General features: G+C 68.9%; 25 protein-coding genes and 1 pseudogene. 4 read left to right on the top strand and 22 right to left on the bottom strand.

Going from position 1 to position 22,126, the window contains the following annotated elements; translation table 11 throughout:
* The 9 genes from ACK8OR_RS11005 to ACK8OR_RS11045 are packed head-to-tail and all read right to left on the bottom strand — an operon-like array spanning nt 1 to nt 4,488.
* Complete coding sequence (locus tag ACK8OR_RS11005; RefSeq protein ID WP_410189437.1) at nt 1–456, bottom strand: hypothetical protein; 456 nt, start codon at nt 454–456, stop codon at nt 1–3.
* Nucleotides 456–1,178, bottom strand: coding sequence for a flagellar basal body L-ring protein FlgH (gene flgH / locus ACK8OR_RS11010; protein ID WP_410189438.1), 723 nt, complete (start codon nt 1,176–1,178; stop codon nt 456–458). Before flgH ends, ACK8OR_RS11005 begins: the two co-directional genes overlap by 1 nt.
* Nucleotides 1,179–1,196: 18 nt before the next feature.
* On the bottom strand, nt 1,197–1,628 hold the full coding sequence (gene flgA / locus ACK8OR_RS11015; protein ID WP_410189439.1) for a flagellar basal body P-ring formation chaperone FlgA: 432 nt from the start codon (nt 1,626–1,628) through the stop codon (nt 1,197–1,199).
* Complete coding sequence (flgG, locus tag ACK8OR_RS11020) at nt 1,625–2,410, bottom strand: flagellar basal-body rod protein FlgG (RefSeq protein WP_410189440.1); 786 nt, start codon at nt 2,408–2,410, stop codon at nt 1,625–1,627. Before flgG ends, flgA begins: the two co-directional genes overlap by 4 nt.
* 10 nt (nt 2,411–2,420) lie before the next feature.
* The gene (locus ACK8OR_RS11025; RefSeq protein WP_410189441.1) at nt 2,421–3,134 is read right to left on the bottom strand and encodes a flagellar hook-basal body complex protein; all 714 of its coding nucleotides are present in this window, start codon (nt 3,132–3,134) and stop codon (nt 2,421–2,423) included.
* Nucleotides 3,134–3,400 (bottom strand): flagellar biosynthetic protein FliQ, encoded by a 267-nt coding sequence (locus ACK8OR_RS11030; protein WP_298437095.1) that lies wholly within the window; start codon nt 3,398–3,400, stop codon nt 3,134–3,136. The genes ACK8OR_RS11025 and ACK8OR_RS11030 overlap by 1 nt, the downstream gene beginning before the upstream one ends.
* Before the next feature lie 2 nt (nt 3,401–3,402).
* Complete coding sequence (gene fliE, locus ACK8OR_RS11035; RefSeq protein WP_410189442.1) at nt 3,403–3,678, bottom strand: flagellar hook-basal body complex protein FliE; 276 nt, start codon at nt 3,676–3,678, stop codon at nt 3,403–3,405.
* 31 nt (nt 3,679–3,709) lie between these two features.
* Nucleotides 3,710–4,102 (bottom strand): flagellar basal body rod protein FlgC, encoded by a 393-nt coding sequence (flgC, locus tag ACK8OR_RS11040; protein WP_298437101.1) that lies wholly within the window; start codon nt 4,100–4,102, stop codon nt 3,710–3,712.
* 5 nt (nt 4,103–4,107) lie between these two features.
* Nucleotides 4,108–4,488 carry a flagellar basal body protein gene (locus tag ACK8OR_RS11045; protein ID WP_410189443.1) on the bottom strand — a complete coding sequence of 127 codons (381 nt, stop codon included), beginning with the start codon at nt 4,486–4,488 and terminating at the stop codon, nt 4,108–4,110.
* Nucleotides 4,489–4,542: 54 nt separating this feature from the next.
* On the opposite strand from ACK8OR_RS11045, the gene ACK8OR_RS11050 reads away from it, so the two are divergent.
* The gene (locus ACK8OR_RS11050; protein ID WP_410189444.1) at nt 4,543–5,889 is read left to right on the top strand and encodes a FliI/YscN family ATPase; all 1,347 of its coding nucleotides are present in this window, start codon (nt 4,543–4,545) and stop codon (nt 5,887–5,889) included.
* Nucleotides 5,890–6,031: 142 nt separating this feature from the next.
* On the opposite strand, the gene ACK8OR_RS11055 is transcribed toward ACK8OR_RS11050, so the two are convergent.
* From ACK8OR_RS11055 to ACK8OR_RS11070, 4 genes are all read right to left on the bottom strand, one after another.
* Nucleotides 6,032–6,820 (bottom strand): DUF1217 domain-containing protein, encoded by a 789-nt coding sequence (locus tag ACK8OR_RS11055; protein ID WP_410189445.1) that lies wholly within the window; start codon nt 6,818–6,820, stop codon nt 6,032–6,034.
* The gene (locus tag ACK8OR_RS11060; RefSeq protein ID WP_410189446.1) at nt 6,817–7,221 is read right to left on the bottom strand and encodes a flagellar biosynthesis repressor FlbT; all 405 of its coding nucleotides are present in this window, start codon (nt 7,219–7,221) and stop codon (nt 6,817–6,819) included. Before ACK8OR_RS11060 ends, ACK8OR_RS11055 begins: the two co-directional genes overlap by 4 nt.
* 1 nt (nt 7,222) lies before the next feature.
* Nucleotides 7,223–7,597: a flagellar biosynthesis regulator FlaF gene (gene flaF, locus ACK8OR_RS11065; protein ID WP_410189447.1), complete on the bottom strand. Its 375-nt coding sequence runs from the start codon at nt 7,595–7,597 to the stop codon at nt 7,223–7,225.
* Nucleotides 7,598–7,708: 111 nt separating this feature from the next.
* Nucleotides 7,709–8,974 (bottom strand): flagellin N-terminal helical domain-containing protein, encoded by a 1,266-nt coding sequence (locus tag ACK8OR_RS11070; protein ID WP_410189448.1) that lies wholly within the window; start codon nt 8,972–8,974, stop codon nt 7,709–7,711.
* A 268-nt stretch (nt 8,975–9,242) separates the two neighbouring features.
* On the opposite strand from ACK8OR_RS11070, the gene ACK8OR_RS11075 reads away from it, so the two are divergent.
* Both ACK8OR_RS11075 and ACK8OR_RS11080 read left to right on the top strand, forming a co-directional pair.
* Nucleotides 9,243–11,300 carry a hydantoinase/oxoprolinase family protein gene (locus ACK8OR_RS11075; RefSeq protein ID WP_410189449.1) on the top strand — a complete coding sequence of 686 codons (2,058 nt, stop codon included), beginning with the start codon at nt 9,243–9,245 and terminating at the stop codon, nt 11,298–11,300.
* Complete coding sequence (locus tag ACK8OR_RS11080) at nt 11,297–12,919, top strand: hydantoinase B/oxoprolinase family protein (RefSeq protein ID WP_410189450.1); 1,623 nt, start codon at nt 11,297–11,299, stop codon at nt 12,917–12,919. Before ACK8OR_RS11075 ends, ACK8OR_RS11080 begins: the two co-directional genes overlap by 4 nt.
* Here the strand turns inward: ACK8OR_RS11080 and ACK8OR_RS11085 are convergent.
* A complete protein-coding gene (locus ACK8OR_RS11085; RefSeq protein ID WP_410189451.1) occupies nt 12,916–13,380 on the bottom strand; it encodes an Lrp/AsnC ligand binding domain-containing protein in 465 nt (154 codons plus the stop codon). The genes ACK8OR_RS11080 and ACK8OR_RS11085 overlap by 4 nt on opposite strands.
* A gap of 138 nt (nt 13,381–13,518) precedes the next feature.
* Here ACK8OR_RS11085 and ACK8OR_RS11090 point away from each other — a divergent pair, with 138 nt between their 5' ends.
* Nucleotides 13,519–16,443 carry an L-glutamate gamma-semialdehyde dehydrogenase gene (locus ACK8OR_RS11090; protein WP_410189452.1) on the top strand — a complete coding sequence of 975 codons (2,925 nt, stop codon included), beginning with the start codon at nt 13,519–13,521 and terminating at the stop codon, nt 16,441–16,443.
* A gap of 263 nt (nt 16,444–16,706) precedes the next feature.
* Here the strand turns inward: ACK8OR_RS11090 and ACK8OR_RS11095 are convergent, their stop codons facing one another.
* The 8 genes and pseudogenes from ACK8OR_RS11095 to ACK8OR_RS11130 form a co-directional block, all read right to left on the bottom strand.
* Entirely contained in the window at nt 16,707–17,393 is a 687-nt protein-coding gene (locus tag ACK8OR_RS11095) for an ABC transporter ATP-binding protein (protein ID WP_410189453.1), read from the bottom strand.
* On the bottom strand, nt 17,390–17,626 hold the full coding sequence (locus ACK8OR_RS11100) for an ABC transporter ATP-binding protein C-terminal domain-containing protein (protein ID WP_410189892.1): 237 nt from the start codon (nt 17,624–17,626) through the stop codon (nt 17,390–17,392). The genes ACK8OR_RS11095 and ACK8OR_RS11100 overlap by 4 nt, the downstream gene beginning before the upstream one ends.
* A pseudogene (locus ACK8OR_RS11105) lies at nt 17,621–18,058 on the bottom strand (ATP-binding cassette domain-containing protein); the annotation flags it as partial. The pseudogene ACK8OR_RS11105 and the gene ACK8OR_RS11100, both read right to left, overlap by 6 nt.
* 64 nt (nt 18,059–18,122) lie before the next feature.
* Nucleotides 18,123–19,100, bottom strand: coding sequence for a branched-chain amino acid ABC transporter permease (locus ACK8OR_RS11110; RefSeq protein ID WP_410189454.1), 978 nt, complete (start codon nt 19,098–19,100; stop codon nt 18,123–18,125).
* On the bottom strand, nt 19,097–20,008 hold the full coding sequence (locus ACK8OR_RS11115; RefSeq protein WP_410189455.1) for a branched-chain amino acid ABC transporter permease: 912 nt from the start codon (nt 20,006–20,008) through the stop codon (nt 19,097–19,099). The genes ACK8OR_RS11110 and ACK8OR_RS11115 overlap by 4 nt, the downstream gene beginning before the upstream one ends.
* Nucleotides 20,005–20,619, bottom strand: coding sequence for a LysE family translocator (locus ACK8OR_RS11120; RefSeq protein ID WP_410189456.1), 615 nt, complete (start codon nt 20,617–20,619; stop codon nt 20,005–20,007). Before ACK8OR_RS11120 ends, ACK8OR_RS11115 begins: the two co-directional genes overlap by 4 nt.
* A 52-nt stretch (nt 20,620–20,671) precedes the next feature.
* Nucleotides 20,672–21,805 (bottom strand): ABC transporter substrate-binding protein, encoded by a 1,134-nt coding sequence (locus ACK8OR_RS11125; RefSeq protein WP_410189457.1) that lies wholly within the window; start codon nt 21,803–21,805, stop codon nt 20,672–20,674.
* Between the two features lie 28 nt (nt 21,806–21,833).
* Nucleotides 21,834–22,070, bottom strand: coding sequence for an Lrp/AsnC ligand binding domain-containing protein (locus ACK8OR_RS11130; RefSeq protein ID WP_410189458.1), 237 nt, complete (start codon nt 22,068–22,070; stop codon nt 21,834–21,836).
* Nucleotides 22,071–22,126 lie beyond the last annotated feature (56 nt).

Below are 22,126 nucleotides of genomic sequence, written 5' to 3' on the forward strand. Positions count from 1 at the left end.
TCAGCCGTCCTGGCGCGCCATGGATATGACGAGGATGCGGGCCTGATCGTCGCCCAATCGCTGGACGACCACCTCATTCAGTCGCGTCCGCAACCGATTGAGCGCGATGGCATCAGTGAAATCGCCATCGAACCCGCCAAGGCTGCCATAGCGGAACAGCGCCTCGGTCAGGCCGTCGCGCAGCACCGGTTCCTGCAACAGGATCGTGTCGCGGCTGACATGCACGGCCTCGATCCCGAGGGTCAGCACGACATGCCCCCACACCCGCCCGTCACGCAGGACCGGCACGATGAAGCTGTCGCGCAGCGTCACCACACGTTCGTCCTGCGGAACGGGCGACCGGATCGGCGTCGCCGGCGCTGCTTCCTCGTCCTCGGGGCGCAGGACGAACCCGGCCGCCGCACCGCCGGCCAGTGCCACGAGGATCACGATCAGCGGGAGGAGCTTGCCCAGCATCAGAACGGCAGCACGATATCGGCGAGCTGCTGGCCATAGCGCGGCTGCTGGACGTCGGTGATCTGACCGCGCCCGCCATAAGAAATGCGCGCGGCCGCGATCTTGTCATAGGTGATCTCGTTCTGTCGCGTGATATCCTCGGGACGCACGAAACCGGTCACCAGCATCTCGCGCAGTTCGAAATTGACCCGCACCTCCTGGCGTCCTTCGATCCGGAGGGCACCGCTCGGCATGACGTCGACGACGGTCGCGGCGATGCGGAGCGTCAACCGCTCATTGCGCCGCACGCCGCCGCTGCCCGACGACCGGCTCTGGGAGTTTGTCTCGACCGCCGAACCCAGCGTCGCGCCCTCGGGGAGACGCGGGTCGATGCTCTGCGGCAGGCCGAAGAACTCGGGGATCGCCAAACGTTCCGAGCCGCTGCGCGAGCGGTTCGAGGTGTTGTCGAACTCGGCCTGCTCGTCGATCTCGACGACGACCGTCATGATGTCGCCCCTTTGCCCCGCGCGCCGGTCTCCGAGCAGCGATTTCGGCCCCGCCGTCCAGAGCGAGGCGCGCTCCAGGACGGTGGGCGGTACGGTCACCGCGGGCGCCAGCGCGGCCATCGCCACATGCTCCCGGCCATCGGACGGTGGCGTCAGTTCGGGGGCCTGCCCGATGGCGCCGATCCGGGCGCAGCCGGCCAGAAGGATGAGCGTGAGAAGACCGATTGTTCGATACATGGCGGACGCTCCTGGCGTTCAGTTGATGGCGACGGTGCCGTCGGCTGAAGCGACGCCCGTGACGGTCGTGCGGGATGACAGGTTCATCACCCGGATCGGTTCGCCCGCACCGGCGCGGCCCAGCGCTCGCCCCTCGGACAGGATGGTCAGACCGCTTCGCCGGAAGACCAGCGTGACCAGGGCGTTGCGCGCGATGACGGTCGGAGCGCCGACGTCGCGGATGCGGATGGGCCGGCCGGGATAGAGGTTCACGCGCGCCTCCAGCCCGACGATGTCGCGCGGGTCGCTGAAGCCGTCGGCGCTCGTACCGTCGCCGAAGGCCAGGTCGGCCGCCGCGATCGGCGTGCCCGCCCGGATCGGCTTGACGACCATGACCGTCTGCGCGGCGGCCATCGTCACCGGCAGGCCGAGCGTCAGGATCGCGGCGAAGAGGCCGACGCGCGCCGTCATCGGATCTGCGTCGTCGCGCCGAGCATCTGGTCGGCGGCGGTGATGACCTTGGCGTTCATCTCGTAGCCGCGCTGCGCTTCGATCAGGTCGGTGATTTCGCGCACGGCATCGACCGAACTGTCCTCGAGATATCCCTGCCGAAAGAAGCCGAGGCCGTCTTCGCCCGGAAAGCCGACCAGCGGCGCGCCCGACGCGCCCGTTTCGGCATAGAGATTCGAGCCCAGCGCCTCGAGACCCTTTTCGTTGGCGAAGTTCACGAGGCTGAGCTGCCCGAGATTCTCGGGTTCGACCCGGTCGATGAAATGGGCATAGATTTCGCCCTCGGGATTGATCGTGATCGAGCGGGTGTCGTCGGGGATCGTCACGTCCGGCACCACCGGGTGCCCGTCCGACGTCACAAGCTGTCCCTCGCCAGTCCGCTTGAGCGCACCGTCGCGCGTATAGGCCGAGGCGCCGGAGGGCAGCGTGACCTCGATATAGCCGCGACCCTCGATCGCGACGTCGAGATCGCCGCCCGTCGCCCCCAGCCCGCCTTGCGCGACCTCCATGCTGACGGCCGCCGCGCGGACGCCGAGGCCCAGCTGGACGCCGGTCGGCACCACCGCCCCGGTCGAAGCCGAGATCGACCCGGCGCGCGTGATCTGCTGGTATTGCAGGTCCGCGAACTCGGCGCGGCGGGCGTTGTAGCCCGTGGTGTTCATGTTCGCGAGGTTGTTCGAGATGACCTCGACCCGCATCTGCTGGGCGCTCATTCCCGTGGCGGCAATGCTCAATGCACGCATGTTCGTCTCCTCATCTGTCCATCAGCTGCATGATCGAGCGCATGCGCTGATCCTCGCGATCCATGAATCCCTGTCCCATTTCGTAGGCGTTCTGCACGGCGATCATCCGGGCGATCTGCATCACCGGCGAGACGTTGGACGCCTCGAGGAAACCCTGCTGGACCGACGGCGCCTCGACCGCGACGTAGCCGTCCGCGACGAAGGTCGTGCCCGCGCCGCGTCGCATCGCGTCGGGCGTGTCGGGGCGCACCACGCCGATCTGCGCCAGCGGCGCGCCGTCGGCTGAAAGCGTGCCGTCGCGGCCGACATGGATGTCCGATGTCCCCGGCGGCACGAAGACCGGCGCGCCGCCCGCATCGAGGACTGGGTGTCCCTCGGGCGTGACGATGCCGCCATCGGCGGCCGCGACGAACGCGCCCGCGCGGGTCAGGTGCGGCGTGCCCCCGACATCGACGAGGAAATAGCCATCTCCCTCGATCGCGAGGTCCAGTGCCCCGCCGGTGCCTTCCAGCGCGCCCTGCTCGCGGCGGACATGGCGTCCGTCGGCCAGCGCGAAGGACACGGACGGCCCCCCGTCCGGCGTCTTCGTGACATGCTCGGAGAACACCAGGCCCTCGGCCCGGAACCCCGTCGTTGCGGCGTTCGCGATGTTCTGCGCGATAACGTCCATCTCGCGGAGCAGCCCGACCTGGCGGCCAAGCGTGGTATAGATGCCATCGGCCATCAGAACCCCTCGATGATCGGCAGGAGCGTGTCGTGGAAATACCGGCCGAGCGTCAGGCTCATGAAGCTCATCGAGACCCAGAAGACGCCGAGGATCGCCGCCATCTTCGGCACGAAGGTCAGCGTCATTTCCTGCACCGAGGTCAGTGCTTGGAAGAGGCCGATCGCCAGCCCGACGACCAGTGCCACGCCGAGCAGCGGCGCCGAGATCAGGACCGAGATCCAGAGCCCTTGCCGGAGCGTGTCGAAGAACAGAAGTTCGGACATGGTCAGACCGGCATCCGCAGGATTTCCTGATAGGCCTCGACCACCCGGTCGCGGATCGTGACCACGGTGTCCACGGCCAGCTTGCTCTCGGCCATCGCGGTCACGAGCATGTGGGGGTCTGCACCGGTCGTCATCGCCGCCTCGGCCTGCGCTTCGGCCTCGCGGAGCGCATCGGCGAAGCCGTCGATGGCACGCTGTGCCGCCGCAGCATTTGACGTCGGTCCGGGGTCGGTCCGGCCGGCTACGGCCAGACCCGTAAGGGTCGCGTTCAGGTCCATTCTGGGCCTCCATCTCGCTATGTTCGGGGCGTTATCGCTTGAGGATGTCCATGAGGCTGGTCGACATGCGCCGGACCTGTTCGAACATCTTGAGATTGGCCTCGTAACTGCGCTGCGCCTCGCGGGCATCCGCCAGCTCGGTCACGATCTCGACGTTCGAGCCGTCGTAGAACCCGTCCTCGCCCGCCATCGGGTGGGACGGATCGTGCACCCGTCGCGGCTCCGTCCGGTCGAGCCTCACGTCACCGGGCGCCACCATCCCCGAGCGGCGACCGTCCTGCACCATTTCGACGAAGTCGATGACCTTGCGGCGATAGCCGGGGGTATCCGCGTTCGCCACGTTCTCGGAGATGTGGCGCAGGCGCTGGCCCTGGCTGCGCATCCCGGAGGACAGGACCCTGAGGGCGTCTGAGAATTCGGCCATCTCGCCTACCTCCGCCCGAGCGACGCGCGCATGATGTCGAGCGCCGTCCGGTAGACCGTGACCGCCCGATTATGCGCGCGCCCGGCATCGATGCCGCGCAGGATCTGATCCTCCAGATCGACGGTGTTGCCATTCGGGTCGGCCGGGACATCCGTCGTTTCGAAGCTTCGGATGCCGGTGGGGCCATCCCCCAGATGGGCCGGGCGCGTCCGGCGGAGGGGCATGTCGCCCGCATTCGGTGCGAAGACCGCCACGTCGCGCGCCCGGAACCCCGGCGTGTCGGCGTTCGCGACATTCACCGAAAGGGTCGCCTGCCGCGTGGCCGCGTGGCGGGCGGCATCGGCGGCCAGGCGCATGATACTCGGCATCTCGTTCACGGGGTTCATCCTCCGTCATCCGTGAAACGAAGCCTTAAGGGAGATTCCTTTAGAAACCGTTGCATGGACCAACAACTCACCACACCCGACCCCTTCGCGACCCTGCGCGCGCGCCTGCCGGGCATCCGCCCGACCCATGATGTCGGCCGCGTGCGGCGGATTGAGCCGACCGGCCTCGAGGTCGAAGGGCTGTCGGACCGCGTCGGGCTGGGAGACGAGCTTCTGTTCGACGACGGGGCCGGTGCGACCGACCGCGCCGAGGTCGTGCGAATCGCCGAAGGCGCGCTGTGGGCCACGCCGCTGGGGCGGGTCGACGGGCTCGGCATTGGGCACGCGGTCCGCGCGGGCGGGCGGCCCTCGATCGCGCCGACGCGGCAGTGGTTGGGCCGGGTGATCGACCCGGTCGGGCGCCCGCTCGACGGCCGCCCCCTCGGCAGCGGCAAGTCGATCGGACTCTTGGCGCAACCGCCATCGGCCACCGATCGCCGCGGCATGGCGGACCGATTGACCACGGGACTCACCGTGCTCGATACGATGTTACCCATCGCGGGCGGCCAGCGGGTCGGTCTCTTCTCCGGGTCCGGCGTGGGCAAGTCGACCATCCTCGGTCAGCTCGCGCGCGGGATGGATGCGGATGTCTGCGTTCTGGCGCTCGTCGGTGAGCGCGGGCGAGAGGTTGCGGACTTCGTGCGTCGCGTGCTCGGTCCGGACGGGATGGCGCGGACCGTGGTCGTTGCCGCGACCTCTGACATGTCGGCGGGCCTGCGCCGCCGTTGTGCGGTAACGGCGATGGCCGTAGCCGAGCGATTTCGCGATGACGGTCATCACGTTCTCTACCTCTGCGACAGCGTCACGCGCCTCGCCGAAGCGCATCGCGAGGTCGCCGTTGCGGCGGATGAGCCGGCCAGTCTGCGCGGCTTTCCCGCCAGCCTTACGCCGTTTCTCGCCGCGCTCTGCGAACGTGCGGGGCCGGGCATCGCCGGACAGGGCGACATCACGGCCGTCCTCTCGGTTCTCGTCGCGGGCTCGGACATGGACGAGCCGATCGCCGATATCCTCAGGGGCCAGCTCGACGGCCATGTCGTCCTGTCGCGAGACATCGCCGAAGCCGGACGGTTTCCCGCCGTGGACATCCTGCGGTCCGTGTCGCGGAGCCTGCCCGGCGCGGCCAGCCCGTCCGAGAACGCCATCATCGCAGAAGTCCGTCGGGTGCTGTCTGTCGAGGACCGGACGGCGCTGATGGTCAGCTCGGGGCTCTACGAACGGGGTTCCGACCCCGAGATCGACCGGGCGATCGCGGTCGTGCCCCGACTGAACGAACTGTTCTCCGAAGCCGGGTCGACCAACACGCAGGACGCTTTCCGCCAGCTGGCCGGAACGCTGGGCCTGACGTGGGAGGGCGGGGATTGAATCGCCGTGCTCGGGCCTGTTCCAACGATCGCGATACTCGCGGCGACGGCCCGTGAGCAGCGGATACCATGCAGGTGAGCCGCACCGGGGATGCAGACGCGGGTCGGTCGCCGAGGGGATGGGTGTCGGCAGAGCGGCCTTGCTAGAAGCCCCGCAACAGCACGAGCGCCGGTGACGTGACCTGCGTGGCGCCGTCCGACAGACTGGCCAACGTGGTGAAGCGATCCAGTACCTCGGCGAGCAGCGGTTCGGCCCCGAGACGCGAGAGATCGGATGTCCCGAAAATCGCCTCGGCCCGGTCGATGAACTCGGTGATCTGACGGTCGATCGGCAGAGTTCCGATCGAGGCCGGAAGCCCGAGCGCTACCTCCATCACCTCGCGAATCGGTGGTGTGCCCATCAGCGTGAACCACTTGGTCCGGGACGATCCCGCGCCGCCCGCAAGATCGGCCAGTTCGCGCGATGCGTTCAAGGCAAGGCGCATGTCCGGCGCCACGTCTCCGACCGCCACCTCGAAGATCCGCTCGCGGTAGAGGGCTTCGATCCTGTCCGAAAAGCCCGGAAGCTGCGAGTTCGGTGTAGGGAAATCACCGAACCCGAAGGCACGTGCCATGGTGCGATATCGCCGGTCGGTCAGCTTGTTGGCCAGCGCATCCTCCTGAATCGTGCCCTCGGCCAACACCCGACGGATGAGGGCACGGCTGCCGATCTCGTCCGACAGGCCGAACGCGCCAAGGGCCACGCGCAGCAGCCGGTAGTCGGAGACCAGTTCCTCCGCCGACTGGACGTCGCCGATCCGCGCGCGGAAGTAGTCGAGATCGCGGGCGATGGCAGGCGACTGGTCGTGGATTTCGCGCTGGCGGGGCATCGATTGCTGGAGCGCGCGCCAACCGGCCAGTCCGGTCCCGATGACCGCCGGCTGAAACGTCACGCCGCGGTCGACGCCAGGATCTGCGCCTCCCGGTCCTTGAGATCGCCGAGGCGGCGGAGCGCCTGGTAGTCCTGCCCTTGCGAGAGGTACGTCGATATCCGGTCGATCAAAGCGCGATCGCCCGGCTCGACGAAGGCATGACGCAGGGGGACGAGCGCGCGCAGCGCGTCGGTTCGCATCTGCTCGATATCGCATTCGCCGACGAGCATGATCTGCACGAGGTTGGCGAGCCGCGCGACGGGCGTCACGGCCTGCGCGGGATCGACGGCGTCACGCAGGCGGAGAAGTTGGGTATCCGGCGTAAGGAGGCGCAGGCGCGCGCCGCGACCTGCGTTCTCGATCACCGCCCCGTTGACGACGATCCGGTCGCCGCTGGGCAGCTTGAGCATCAGGCCCGCCATGTCAGCGGGCCCCAGCGGTCAGGCCGTTGGCCATACGCTGATTGATCTCGATCAGGGGCGACACGCTGCCTTCGCCACGCAGAAGGGCGGTGGTCGTGCGATCCACGAACCCCGCAAGACCGAGCAGCGCGGCACGGAGATCCTCCGGCAGGGCGTTGGTGTCGTCTGCACAGGCCGATGCCGCCGCCCGCCAGAGTCGGCGATTGTCGTGGAGCGCGCGGGCGCGGGCCGGGCCGGCCGTGATCGGGTCGGCGTCGAAGGCACTCCTCAGGTGCCGCGTGACGCGCGCGAAGACCAGTGCCTCCGCCCGTCCGGGATCGGTCAATTCGGTGGCCAGCGTCGCGTAGGCCATGTTCGCCGTCTGGGGGTATCCCATCGGTTGATCTCACTTTCTGCGAGGGCCGCGGAGCGGCGGCCGTTCGGCGCGATGCGCCGGTCATCGGAAGGGTTCGCCGCCCCAACGATCCGGGACGGCGAGGGGCGTTCGTCAGCGGAAGAGCGACAGGATCGACTGCGGCGCCTGGTTCGCGATCGAAAGCGACTGGATCGCCAGCTGCTGCTGGACCTGCAGTGCCTGCAGGCGGGCCGAGGCCTCCTCCATGTTCGCGTCCACCAGGCTGCCGATGCCGGACTTCAGCGAGTCGCTCAGCTTACCGATGAAGTCCGACTGCGTCTCGATCCGCGACTGGACCGACCCGAAGGAGGCGGCGGCGTCGATCGAGGTCTGGATCATGCCCTCGATCTGGCTGAGCGCGGTAGCGGCGCCGGCTTCGGTAGAGACGTCCATCGTCTCGAGTTGGGCCAGACCGCCGGTCCCGCGCTCCTGCGTCAGCGTCACACCGATGCCTGCGGCGCTGGTCTCGTTCGTGACGGTCAGGTTGGCAGTCGCGAGCGTCAGCGTGAAGTCGGTATCGCTGATACCCGCTTCAAGCAGGCCATTTTTCAGGCCCGCGAAGATCGCCGACTGGTCGTCGCCGGCACGCACGACATAGCTGCCTTCGACATCGCCGATCTTCAGCCGCATCACGTCGCCTTCGACGACACCGGCCAGATTCGTGTCGTCGACGCCCGCATCGCTGCGCTTGAGCGCGACGGTGCCGTCGGCCGCACCCGCGGCGGTCAGGAACGCCGCACCGAGCGTCACGACGACGTCGTCATCGGTGCCGCCGTTCTCGGTCAGGATGGTCGCATCCGCCGCAGCCGCGGTCAGCGCATCGCCTGCCGTCGTCGACAGGTTGTTGGCGTCCACGCCGATATTAGAGATCGCCACGCCGCTGGACGACCTGTCGAGCGACGACAGGATGTCCACGCCGGTATTGCCGTCCGCATTGAAGCCGTCGGTATCTCCGTTCACGAGGTTCAGGCCGTTGAACTGCGCCGCGCCCACGACCGACTTGATCTGGCCGATGATGGCCTGAACCTCCTGGTCGAGCTTGCCGCGATCGACGTTCTCGCCCTGCGCGCCGACGATCTTGTCCTTCATCGACGTCAGGAGGTCGGTCACGGTCTCTGACGCATTCCGGGCAACGGCCACGGTGGATTCGCCCAGCGCAAGGCTGGCCGAGACTGCCTTGAAGCCCTGCACGTCGGATTCCATGACCTTCGAGATCGCCCAGACGGCGGCGTTGTCCTTGGCCGAGGCCACCGACTTGCCGGTCGAGATCTCGGCCTGGGTCATATTCAGGTTCTTGTTCACGGATTGCAGGGTCTGGAGGGCGACCATGGCGCCGTTATTGGTCAGAATGCTGGACATTTCAGTTCCTTTGGGGTGCGCCCGCTTCGCGGGCAAATGACCCACGGAATGTGGGCGGATCGAACATTCTGTCCCTGGATGCGATCCGTTCGGACCGCGCCGTTTCGCCGTTCTGGGCCCGGTCTTGCTAGCCGCCCGGCCGCTAACGAGCCCTTAATGAAACCGGGGCAATTCTGAGACCTTCGTCTCGCATTCGATCCAAATCCGGGCTGTGCGCGACGGCCCCGACGACCCTTGCACGCCTCCCCGGTCCGATGGACAAGCGGGCATGACCACGCGCACCCGCCTCAGCGCCGATATCGGCGGTACCTTCACCGATGTGGTGCTGGCGCATGACGGCGCGCTGCATTCGACCAAGGTGCTGACGACCTACGATGCACCCGAGCGGGCCATCCTCGACGGGATGGATACGGTCTGCGCGAAGGCCGGCATCGCACCTGCGGCAATCGAACAGGTCCTGCATGGAACGACGCTGGCCACGAACGCCCTGATCGAACGGCGGGGTGCGAATACCGTGCTCGTGACGACCGAGGGCTTTCGCGACGTCATCGAGATGCGGACCGAGAGCCGGTTCGAGCAATACGACCTGAACATCGTCCTGCCGGAACCGCTGTTGACGCGCGACCGGCGGCTGACGGTGCGCGAGCGCATGGATGCCGACGGCGCGCCGCTGATCGCGCTGGAGGAGGAGGCGATCGTCGCGACGCTCGCCGCGCTGCACGACGCCGCCCCCTTCGACAGCGTCGCGATCGCCCTGATCCATGCCTATGCGAACCCCGCGCACGAACGGATGCTGCGCGACGCCATCGCGGACGCCTTCCCCGAGGCCGCGATCTCGATCTCGTCGGAGGTCAGTCCGCAGATGCGCGAATACGAGCGCTTCAACACGACGGTCGCCAACGCCTATATCAAACCGCTGATGAAATCGTATCTCGACCGGCTGGGCGGGGCGATGGAGGCACAAGGCGTGACGGCGCCGATCTTCATGATCCATTCCGGCGGCGGGCTGATGTCGCTGGGCGATGCGGCGGAGTTCCCGGTCCGGCTGGTCGAATCCGGGCCTGCCGGGGGCGCGGTATTCGCCGCTGATCTGGCGCGACGGCACGGGCTCGACCGGGTGCTCTCCTTCGACATGGGCGGCACGACGGCCAAGATCTGCCTCATCCGGGACGCCACGCCCAAGACCGCGCGGGTCTTCGAGGTCGCGCGCAGCGCGCGCTTTGCCAAGGGGTCGGGGATGCCGATCTCGATCCCGGTGATCGACATGGTCGAGATCGGGGCCGGTGGCGGATCGCTCGCGTGGCGGGATGCGATGGGTCAGGTTCGGGTCGGCCCGGAAAGCGCCGGGTCCGAGCCGGGGCCGGCCTGCTACGGACGTGGCGGCGACCGGCCGGCGGTCACGGATGCGGACCTCGTGCTGGGCAAGCTCGACCCGGAGAACTTTGCCGGCGGCGCCTTCGTTCTCGATCCCGCAGCCAGCGTGGCCGCGCTCGAACGGCTGGAGATGACCGCCCCCGACGCGGCGCATGCCACTGCCGAGATCGTCGACGAGACCATGGCCAATGCCGCCCGCGTCCATGCGGTCGAAAATGGCGAGGTCCTGTCGGGCTACACGATGATCGCCTTCGGCGGCGCGGCGCCCCTCCACGCGGCGCGCCTGTGCGAGAAACTGGGGATCGACCGCTGCCTCGTGCCGGTCGGGGCGGGCGTCGGCTCGGCCATCGGGTTCCTGCACGCGCCGGTCTCGTTCGAGGCGACGCGCACGGTCTTCATGTCGCTCGACGCCTATAGCGAAGACACGGCCCGCCGCCTGATCGATCTTCTGGCCGAGGAGGCCGAGACTTTCGTGCGGACCTGCGCGCCGGAGGGAGCGCTGCAGAGGTTGGTCAAGGCTCACATGCGCTATCGCGGCCAAGGCTGGGAGATCCCAGTGGACCTCGACGACGATCTTTCGGCCGCCACCGTCACGGCCCGGTTCGAGGCGGCCTACGAGACGCTTTTCGGGCGGACGGTGTCCGGCATGACGCCCGAGATCACCGTCTGGTCCGTCACCGCCTTTCAGCCCGCGCCCGCTTCGGACCCCGTCCAAGGCGCGTCCGATACAGGTTCAGCCAAGGCTTCGGCCCATCGCGATGTCTTCGATCCGGCCAGCGGCACCACGGTATCGGCCGGACTTCTGGCGCGTTCGGATCTCGACCCCGGCATGTCCGCCGCTGGCCCCGCGCTCGTCACCGAGCGCGAGACCACCGTCGTCGTCCCGACAAGCCGTCATCTCCGCGTCCTCGGCGATGGCACGCTCGACCTTCACGTCCCGGAGGCGACATGACCGACATCGCACACCAGGTGATGTGGACGCGCCTCATCTCCATCGTGGAGGAGCAGGCGCAGGCCCTGATCCGTACCGCTTTCTCGACCTCCGTGCGCGAGGCGGGGGATCTCTCGGCGGGCGTCTACGACGCGGCCGGCCGGATGCTGGCGCAGGCGGTCACGGGCACGCCCGGCCACGTCAACGCGATGGCCGATGCGGTCCCTCATTTCATCGACGCGATCCCCGAGATGATCGAAGGCGACGTCTACCTGACCAACGATCCCTGGAAGGGCACCGGGCATCTCCACGACATCACCGTCGTCACACCCGTCTTTCACCACGGCACCCATGTCGGCTTCTTCGCCTGCACGGCCCACGTCACCGACATCGGCGGGCGGGGCTTCGGGGCCGACGGCAACTCCGTCTTCGAGGAAGGGCTCTACCTTCCGATATGTCACTTCGCCCGCGCCGGAGTGGTCGAGGAGACGCTGGTTCGCATCCTCGCCGCCAACTCGCGCGAGCCCGAGCAGCTGGTGGGCGACGTCCACGCGCTGGCCACCTGCAACGAGATCGGACGCCGACGCCTGACCGACATGCTGGACGAGTTCGCGATCGCCGATCTATCGGAGGTGGCGGATTTCATCATCGACCGCTCCCGCAGCGCGACCGAGGCCGCCATCGCCGCGTTGCCGAACGGGTCGGCCCGCGCGGAGATGCGGATCGACGGCTTCACCGCACCGGTCGACATCGCGGTCGCCGTCACGATCGCCGACACCACGGTCAGCTGCGATTTCGACGGCACAAGCGGTCTCGACCCCAAGGGCATCAACGTGCCGCTGGTCTATACCAAGGCCTATGCCTGCTACGCGCTCAAGGTCGCCATCGCGCCGGATATTCCCAACAACACGGGCTCGCTGGCGCCGTTCCGCACGACCGCGCCCCAGGGCAGCATCGTCAACGCGCCGCCGCCTGCACCCGTGGCGCTGCGGCACGTCATCGGTCACATGATCCCCGACGCGGTGTTCGGAGCGCTCGACCAGCTCCTGCCGGGCACCGTTCCGGCCGAAGGTGCGGGTGCGCTCTGCAATTTCATGATGTCCGTCGTGCCCACCGGCCCGGACGGGCGGCGCGCCGAAATCCTGTCGTTCAATTCGGGCGGTGCGGGCGCGCGACCCGGCCTCGACGGGCTGAACGCGACGGCCTTTCCGTCCGGCGTGATGACCATGCCCGTCGAGGCCGTCGAACAAGCCGGTCCCGTCATCTTCTGGCGCAAGGAGCTGCGGGCAGATTCCGGGGGCGCGGGGCGGATGCGCGGCGGGCTGGGGCAGGTCATGGAGATCGAGGCCCGGCCTGGCCACCGCTTCGACCTGTCGGCGATGTTCGACCGGCTGCACCACCCGGCGCGAGGCCGCGCGGGTGGCGGTGACGGCGCACCGACCGCGATCCTGACGCAGGACGGCACGTCGCTGGCCGGCAAGGGGCGCCAATCGCTGGCCGAGGGCACGCGCGTGACGCTGCGCTTTCCCGGCGGCGGCGGATACGGCCCGCCCGCCGAGCGCGACCCCGAGGCCGTCGCGCGCGACCTCCGCCTGGGCTACGTTACCTCCGACACGGTGGCCCGCGACGACGAAGGCTAGGAAAAGGCCGCCCCGCCCCGCTCGACCACGCTTTCCATCACCGGGTAGGTCCGCGTCTCGCGCACCCCCGGCAGGGCCAGCAAGGCATTCGACAGGAACGCGCGATACGCCTCAATATCCGTGTGGCGCGTCTTCAGGAGATAGTCGAACCCGCCCGCGACCATGTGGCATTCCTCGACCGCCTCGACTTCGCGCACGGCGGCGGCGAACTCCTCGAAGATGTCGGCACTGGTCCGGTCAAGCTTGATCTCGCAGAACGCGGTCAACCCGAGGCCCAGCGCGCGCGGCGACAGGATCGCGCGGTATCCGGTGATCACGCCGTCGCGCTGCAACCGACGCATCCGCTCGGCCACCGCATTGGCCGAAAGGCCGACCGCTTCTGACAGCGTCGTCACCGCTATTCGACCATCCCGCTGCAAGGCCGCGATGATCCGGCGATCGGTTCGGTCGATCTGCGACATGGCTGCGAATTCCTCGGTACTTTCGTATGTGACCGCGAATACCATTCGTTGGTGTCGCGCGCCAAGGCCGAGTTTGGTGAGACGCCCCGGCCCCCGCTCCGGTATATGCGGAACACACCGGAACCGGAGTTACGCCCCATGTCCCTCGCCTTTGCCCCCGCCGACGAGACGTTGCTGCCCGCCCTCCTGCCCTTCGCGGACGTCCCGCCCGCGACACGCAAGATGGCCGAGGGCCTGATCGCCAAGGTCCGCAACGCCCAGACCCGGATCGGCGGGTTGGAGGACTTCCTGCGCGACTACGATCTCTCGACGCGGGAAGGGTTGGCGCTGATGGCGATGGCCGAGGCCCTGCTCCGCGTGCCCGACAGCAAGACGCAGGACCGCCTGATCGCCGACAAGATCGGGGCGGGCGACTGGGACGGGCACGGCGCGTCCGAGGCGTGGCTCGTCTCGGCGGCGACCTGGGGCATGGGGCTGTCGAACCGCCTGCTCCGGCCTGGCGACACCGTCCCCGGCGTGCTGACCCAGATGACGCGCCGCATCGGCGGCCCCGCCGTACGGCAAGGCGTCCGTCAGGCGATGCGCTTCATGGGCCACCAATTCGTCCTCGGCGAGACCATCGAGGATGCCATCGATCGCGCCGCCAAGCGGGAGGCGAAGGGCGGGCTCTACTCCTACGACATGCTGGGCGAAGGCGCGCGGACCTGGGTCGACGCGCGCCGCTTTGCCAGATCCTATGCCGACGCGATCGACGCCATCGGGCGGCGCGCGGGCAATCACGCGCTGCCGAACCGGCCCGGCATCTCGGTCAAGCTCTCGGCGCTGCATCCGCATTACACGCCCCGCAACCGCGACGCCGTGCTGGCCGAGCTGGTGCCGGTGCTGGTCGACCTCGCCGCCAAGGCGAAATCCTTCGATCTAAACTTCACCGTCGATGCCGAAGAGCAGGACCGGTTGGAGATGTCGCTCGACGTCATCGAAGCGGCCTTCGCCGACGACCGGCTTCGCGACTGGCAGGGCTTCGGCCTCGCCATCCAGGCCTACGGCAAGCGCGCGCTGCCGGTGATCGAACGGATCGGGACGCTCGCGAAACGCCATGGCCAGGCGATGATGGTCCGGCTGGTCAAGGGCGCCTACTGGGACACCGAGGTCAAGCACGCGCAGGTCGAGGGGCATGACGACTACCCGGTCTTCACCCGCAAGGCGCTGACCGACCTGAATTATCTTGCCTGTGCACAGGCCATGCTCGACCTGCGGCCGCATCTCTACCCGCAATTCGCGACGCATAACGCGCTCAGCATCGCGCATATCATCCGCATGGCGGGTGAGGCGCGAGGCTACGAGTTCCAGCGTCTGCATGGCATGGGCGAGGCGTTGCACGACGCCACCGCCGCCATCAGCGGCGTGCCCTGCCGGATCTACGCCCCCGTGGGCGGGCATCGCGACCTCCTGGCCTATCTCGTCCGCCGCCTTCTCGAGAACGGGGCCTCGACCTCCTTCGTGGCGCAGGCCGCCGACAAGGCGGTGCCCGTGGCCGAGGTGCTGGCGCAGCCGAGCGACCTGAAGACCCAGCCGCGCCACCCGAACATCCCGCGCCCCGCGGCGATCTTCGCACCCCGCGCCAACTCGACCGGGATCGAATGGGGCGAGCGGGCCGCGCTCGACGCGCTCGTGTCAGAGATGCGCGCCGCGCCCTCGGTGCCCGCGCCGAAGACAATCACCGCCGACGCCGCCTTCACCCGCGCCGCCGCCGCCTTTCCTGCCTGGCGCGATACGCCCGCAGCCGACCGCAGCGCAGCACTCCGCCGCGCGGCCGACGCGCTCGAGGCCAATCGCGCGGGCCTGATGGCGACCCTGTCGCGCGAGGCGGGCAAGACGCTGGATGATGGCATCGCCGAGATCCGAGAGGCGGTCGACTTCCTGCGCTACTACGCCGACGAGGCCGAGGCGCTCTGCCAGCCCCGCATCTTGCCCGGCCCCACGGGCGAACGAAACGCATGGTCCGTGCGGGGCCGCGGTGTCTTCCTGACCATCGCGCCCTGGAACTTCCCGCTGGCGATCTTCCTCGGGCAGACGGCCGCCGCGCTGGCCGCGGGCAATGCGGTCGTCGCCAAGCCCGCGCACCAGACGCCCCGGATCGCGGCGCAGGCCGTGCGCCTCCTCCACGAGGCCGGCATCCCGGAAGACGTGCTGATCCTCGCGCCCGGCGGCACCGATCTCGGCCGCGACCTCGTGGCCGACCCGCGCGTGGCGGGCGTGGCCTTCACCGGCTCGACGGCGACGGCCAAGGCGATCAACCGCGCGCTGGCCGAAAAGGACGGACCCATCGTGCCGCTGATCGCCGAAACCGGCGGCATCAACGCCATGATCGCCGACGCGACCGCGCTGCCCGAGCAGGTGGCCGACGATGTGGTGATGTCGGCCTTCCGCTCGGCCGGGCAACGCTGCTCGGCCTGCCGCATCCTCTACCTGCAATCCGACGTGGCAGACCGGATGCTCGAGATGATCGAGGGGGCCGCCGCGACGCTACGCACGGGCGACCCGATGGACCCCGCGACCGATATCGGGCCGGTCATCGACGCCGACGCGCTGGCCCGCCTCGAGGCGCATGTCGCGTGCCATGCGCCGCGCTGGCAGGGCGACGTGCCGGACGGCCTCTACATGCCGCCGACGATCATCGAGCTGGGCATGGGCGAGACCCTCGACCGCGAGGTCTTCGGTCCTGTCCTGCACGTCAAGCGCTACGCGGCGGGCAAGCTCGACGCCGTGTTGGACGAGATCGACGCGACGGGCTACGGCCTGACCTTTGGGCTGCATTCGCGGATCGACGCGACCATCGCCCGGGTCACCGCCCGGATCGGCGCGGGCAACGTCTACGTCAACCGCAACCAGATCGGCGCCATCGTCGGCAGCCAGCCCTTTGGCGGGCGGGGCATGTCGGGCACCGGGCCGAAGGCGGGCGGGCCGCTCTACCTGCAGCGCTTCGTCGAGGAGCGGGTGGTGTCCACCGACACGACCGCCGCGGGCGGCAACGCGTCGCTGATGGCGATGGAGGCGCGGTGAGGCGGCCGTCGTGCGGGCTCGGCTTGCGCGATACGACCGCGATGCGGTCCGCGCATCGCCGGGCCGCCCCCCGGCCCGGCGATCCCGTCGACGTCTTCACCCCGCTCGGGCGTCGTCCTGACCTCGCGACCATAAAGCGCCCCGCTCGGATCCAGCATCGCCGCGCCGCGGCCCGCCGATGCGCTGCTGTCTGCTCCTGGTGATCGCGTGACTTGGCGATCCATGCCGCACATCTCGACACAGATCGCGATGGCGAGCCCGTGTCACACCCCCAGCAACCGATCAGCCGTCGCCGCGTCCAGCGAGTCCAGCCCGCCCGTCCAGACGTCGCGCCCGCGTTCGAGCACGACGGCGCGGTCGGCCACGTCGCGGAGTTCGGCCAGCGACTTGTCGACGATCAGGATGGCGAGGCCCGTCTCGGATTTCAGCCGCCGGATCGCCGCCCGGATCTCGGCGCGCACGAGCGGGGCCAGCCCCTCGGTCGCTTCGTCGAGGATCAGGAGGCGCGGGTTCGTCGCCAGCGCGCGCCCGATCGCCAGCATCTGCTGCTCGCCCCCCGAAAGCGTGCCCGCGACCTGTCCCATCCGGTCGCCCAGCCGTGGAAACAGACCGCGGATCGCCGCGACATCCCACGGGCCGGGCCGGGCCGCCGCGGCGAGGTTCTCGGCCACGGTCAGCGGCGCGAAGCAACGCCGTCCCTCGGGCACGAGGCCGATGCCCAGCCGGGCCGCGCGATGCGATGGCAGGGTCGCGAGGTCGGTGCCGTCGAACACCATCGTTCCACCGGAGGGCATCATCCGACAGATCGCCCGGATCGTCGTCGTCTTGCCCATCCCGTTGCGGCCCATCAGCGCCACGACCTCGCCCGCGCCCACCTCGAGCGTCACGCCCGAAAGCGCCTGCGCCCCGCCATAGCCGGCGGTCAGGTCGCGGACGGACAGGAGCGTCATGCGTCGGCCCCGAGATAGGCATCGCGCACGGCCCGGTCGGCGCGCACCTCCGCAACGGTCCCGGTGGCGATGACGGCCCCCTCGACCATGACGGATACCCGGTCGGCCAGCGCGAAGACCGCATCCATATCGTGCTCGACCAAGAGGATCGGCGCCTCGGCCCGGAGCCCGTCGAGCAACGTCGTCAGGCGACGCGTCCCCTCGCCGCCCAGACCTGCCATCGGTTCGTCCATGACGAAGGCGCGGGGGCCTTGCGCCAGCGCCATCGCGACCTCGAGCTGCCGCCGCTGGCCATGCGAGATGTCCGAGACGCGGGCGTCGGGGCGGTCGAGTCCCACGCGCGCCAAGGCCGCCTCGGCCCTATCACGGAGGACGGCGTCCCCGCGGACCGCCCGCCAGAGCGATGGCCTTGTTCCGCGCATCGCGGCGAGGAGGACGTTCTCGCGCACGCTGTCCTCGCTTGCGAGTGCCGAGACTTGGAACGTCCGCGCGATCCCGGCGCGGGCGCGCGCCTCGACCGACCACGCGGTCACGTCCGCGCCGTCCAGACGCACCGTCCCGCCATCCGGCGCGATCTGGCCGCAGAGCTGCGCGATGAGGGTGGACTTGCCCGCGCCGTTCGGGCCGATCACGGCGTGGATCTCGCCGGGGCGCAGGTCGAGCGACACATCCCGACTCGCCACCAGCGCCCCGAACCGCTTGGTCAGGCCGCGGGCTTCGAGCACCGGCTCAACCATGGGAGCGCCGCGTCAGGCCACCGACGATGCCGCCCCGCGCAAAGAGGACAACGGCCAGCAGGAGGAGGCCGAGGAAGACCTGCCAATAGTCGGAGACGCCGCCCAGCCAATGCTCCAGCGCCACGAAGAGCGCGGCCCCCGCCACCGGCCCGCAAAGCCGCGCGACGCCACCGAGAATGACCAGCACGATCAATTCGCCCGACATCTGCCACGCGAACATCGTCGGCGACACGAAGCGGTTGAGATCGGCGAAGAGCGCGCCCGCGAGGCCTGTGATCGCCCCGGAGATCACGAAGGCCGTCAGCCGCAGGCGCATCGGGTCGAGCCCGGCCGCCCGCACGCGCGCCTCGGATTGCCGTGCGGCGCCCAGCGCGAGGCCGAAGCCCGACGCGGTCAGCCGTGCGACGAGCCAGAGCGCGAGGAGCAGGACCGCGAGGCAAAGGCCGAAGAACTGGATCGGATCGAGCGTGTTCAGCCTGGGAAACCCGTTGCGAACGTAGATCGAGAGCCCGTCCTCGCCCCCGTATGCCGGCCAGGAGATCGCGAAATAGTAGAACATCTGGCCGAAGGCCAAGGTGATCATGATGAAATACACGCCCGAGGTCCGCAGCGTGACGAGGCCGATCAGCCAGGCGGCGACGGCCGAGACCGCCATCGCAACCAGCCAGATCACCGGCATGGAAGTGCTGCCCTCGAAGAGCACGGGCCAGGTCAGGATCGGGTCGTAGCTCTGGGCGTGGCTGGCGAGGATGCCCATCGCGTAGCCGCCGATTCCGAAGAAGACCGCGTGCCCGAGACTGACCAGCCCGCCGAGGCCCAGCGCGAGGTTCAGGCCGACCGCCGCGAGCGCCAGGATCGCGACCCGCGTGGCCAACGTGACGGTGAAGATCTCGCCCGTGGCCCAGGCGATCCCGGCGACCGCCGCCAGCCCGCCGAGTAGGGCCACGTTCAGCACGCGCTCCGATATCATCCGAAGAGACCCTTCGGCCGCCAGAACAGGACCGCTGCCATCAGCGCGTAGACCGCCATCGACGCGACGGCCGACCCCGCCGACGCCGCCGCCGATCCGTCCATCACGAGCCGGAACGCGGCGGGCAGGAGCACGCCCCCCAGCGTGTCCGTCAACCCGACCAGCAGCGCGCCGACCAGCGCCCCTTCGATCGAGCCGATCCCGCCGATCACAATCACCACAAAGGCGAGGATCAGGACCGGCTCGCCCATGCCGACCTGCACCGACTGGATCGCGCCGACCAGTGCCCCGGCCAAGCCGGCGAGCGCCGCGCCCAGCGCGAAGACCAGCGTGTAGAGCTTGCCGATATCGACGCCGAGGGCGGCGATCATCTCTCGATCGGCCTCGCCCGCGCGAATGCGGATGCCCAGCCGGGTGCGCCGGATCAGCCAGAAGAGCGCGCCCGCGACCGCGAGGCCCACGGCAATCAGGAACAGCCGGTAGCGCGGATAGTCGATCCCGCCCGGCAGGCGGATCGGTCCCGACAGCCATGCAGGCGTATCGAGATAGAGCGGGAAGGATCCAAAGGCCCAGCGCGTGCCCTCGGAGAAGATGAGGATGAGCGCAAAGGTCGCCAGCACCTGATCCAGATGATCGCGGTCGTAGAGCCTGCGGATGACGACGAGCTCCACGATTGCCCCTGCCGCCGCGGCCGCCGCGAGCGCCGCCGCGAGCCCCAGCAGGAACGACCCCGTGGCATCCGCGACCAGCGCGGCCGCGAAGGCCCCCACCATGTAGAGCGACCCATGGGCGAGGTTGATCAGGCCCATCACCCCGAAGACCAGCGTCAGGCCGGCCGCCATCAGGAACAACATAACGCCCAGTTGCAGGCCGTTGAGGACCTGCTCGACCAGAAGGATCGCGCTCATGACAGGCGTGCGGTCAGAAGCCGGAGGCCGAAGCCCGCGAAGGCCAGTGCCGAGAGGGCCGCGATGCCGCGATAGGCCCGCCGATAGGCAGCCATCGGCCCGGCGCGCGAGAAGAGCAGCGCGTAGCCGAGAAAGACCGCCGCGCTCTGGGCGCCGACGGCGGCGACGACGATGCCCAGGGCCGCGGGCGATTGCCCGGGCGTCAGGATCACCGCGTAGAGCGCGCCGAAGAAGAAGATCGCCTTCGGGTTGGTCAGGTGTAGGAGCAGTCCCTTCCGGAATGACCCCCGCGCGGTGGCCGCAACCGGTGGCGGTCCACCCCGCCACGCCGCGCGCGCGGATTTGAAGGCCAGCCAGAAGAGATAGCCCGCCCCGGCGATGCGGATTGCCTCGACCGCCCAGCCGTGGCGCAGCATCAAAGCGGCGAGGCCCGCGGCCGCCGCGACCGACCAGATCAGCGAACCGGTGAGGACGCCCGTCGCCAGCCGCAGCCCGGCGCGGGCGCCCTGCCCCATCGACGTCGCCGCGATGGCCAGGGTCGCGGGACCGGGCGAAGCCGATGCGATCAGTGCAACGCCGAGGATCATCGGCAGGCTCGTCAAGATATCCACGAATGCCCCCTCGGGCCGTTGGACGGGGCCGCGGCCCCGCCCGGTCGCATCGTCAGAACTGGCACTCGGCCGCGTAGACGTCGCCGTGATCCTCGAGGGCCACGCCGGTGATGCGGTTGGTCAGCACGTCGCCCTCGCGCACCACCTCGCGGACATAGATGTCCTGAATCGGGTGGTGGTTCGAGTTGAAGGCGAAGTCGCCGCGCGTGCTGTCGAAATCGGCCATCTCGAGGGCGGCGCGGAACGCGTCGGGATCGTCGATGCTGGCCATGTCCATCGCCGAGATCAGGAGCTTGCCCGTGTCGTAGCCCTGACTGGCATAGAGCGACGGCAGGCGTCCGTACTCGGCCTGGAACGCCTCGACGAAGGCGACGTTGGCCGCGTTGTCGAGATCCTTCGACCATTGCGAGGTGTTCGCCACGCCCAGCGCCGCGTCGCCCACGGCCTGCAGGATACCCTGGTCGAAGCTGAACGCGGGGCCGACGACCGGCAGGTCGATGCCGCTATCGGCATATTGCTTCAGGAAGCTGATCCCCATGCCGCCCGGCAGGAAGAAGAACACCGAATCCGCGCCCGAAGCCCGGATCTGCGCCAGCTCGGAGGCGTAGTCCGCCTGTCCAAGCTCGGTGAAGAGCTCGCCCGCAAGCTCGCCCTCGTAGAAGCGCTTGAAGCCCGTTAGCGCGTCCTGTCCGGCGGGGTAGTTGGGCGCGAGGATGAACGTGTTGGCGTAGCCCGCGGAATTGGCGTGCGCCCCCGCCGCCTCGTGCAGGTTGTCGTTCTGCCACGCGACGTTGAAGTAATTCTCGTGGCAGCCCCGCCCGGCGAGCGCCGACGGCCCCGCATTGGGCGACAGGTAGAACTTGCCCTGCGCCACCGCGCCCGGCACCACCGCCATCGCGAGGTTCGACCAGATGATTCCGGTCAGCACGTCGACCTCCTCGGACTGGATCATCTTGTCCGAAAGCTGCACCGCGATATCCGGCTTGCGCTGATCGTCCTCGATCACGACCTCGATTTCCTTGCGATCCTTCACGGCCAGCATGAACCCGTCTCGCACGTCGATCCCGAGGCCGGCGCCGCCGCCCGACAGCGTGGTGATCATGCCGACCTTCACCGTGTTGTGCCCTTCGGCGATCGCGCCGCCCGCGATCAGTGCCGCGAGTGCCGCGGTCAGTATCGTCTTCATGGTCCCTGTCCCCTGTCGTGTCGTCCGGTCAGAACGTGTTGAATGTGATCGTCGTGAAGGTCCGCTCGATTCCGTCGATATCCAGCAGGTTGTCGTTGATGAACCGCCCCGTATCCTCTCCCTCAGGAATGTAGAGCTTCATCAACAGGTCGAACTCGCCGCTGGTGGAGTAGAGCTCCGAGTGAATCTCCTTGAGAACGATCGCGTCCGCCACGGCAAAGGTAGCGCCCGGTCGGCACCGGATCTGGACGAAGACGCAATTCATGGACGACCCTCCCTGTCGGCGGTGATGACACCACCTCGGGCGCGCGATGGAAAGCG

It is taken from the genome of Jannaschia halovivens (genome assembly GCF_046452375.1).
GTDB classification, from domain to species: Bacteria; Pseudomonadota; Alphaproteobacteria; order Rhodobacterales; family Rhodobacteraceae; genus Jannaschia; species Jannaschia halovivens.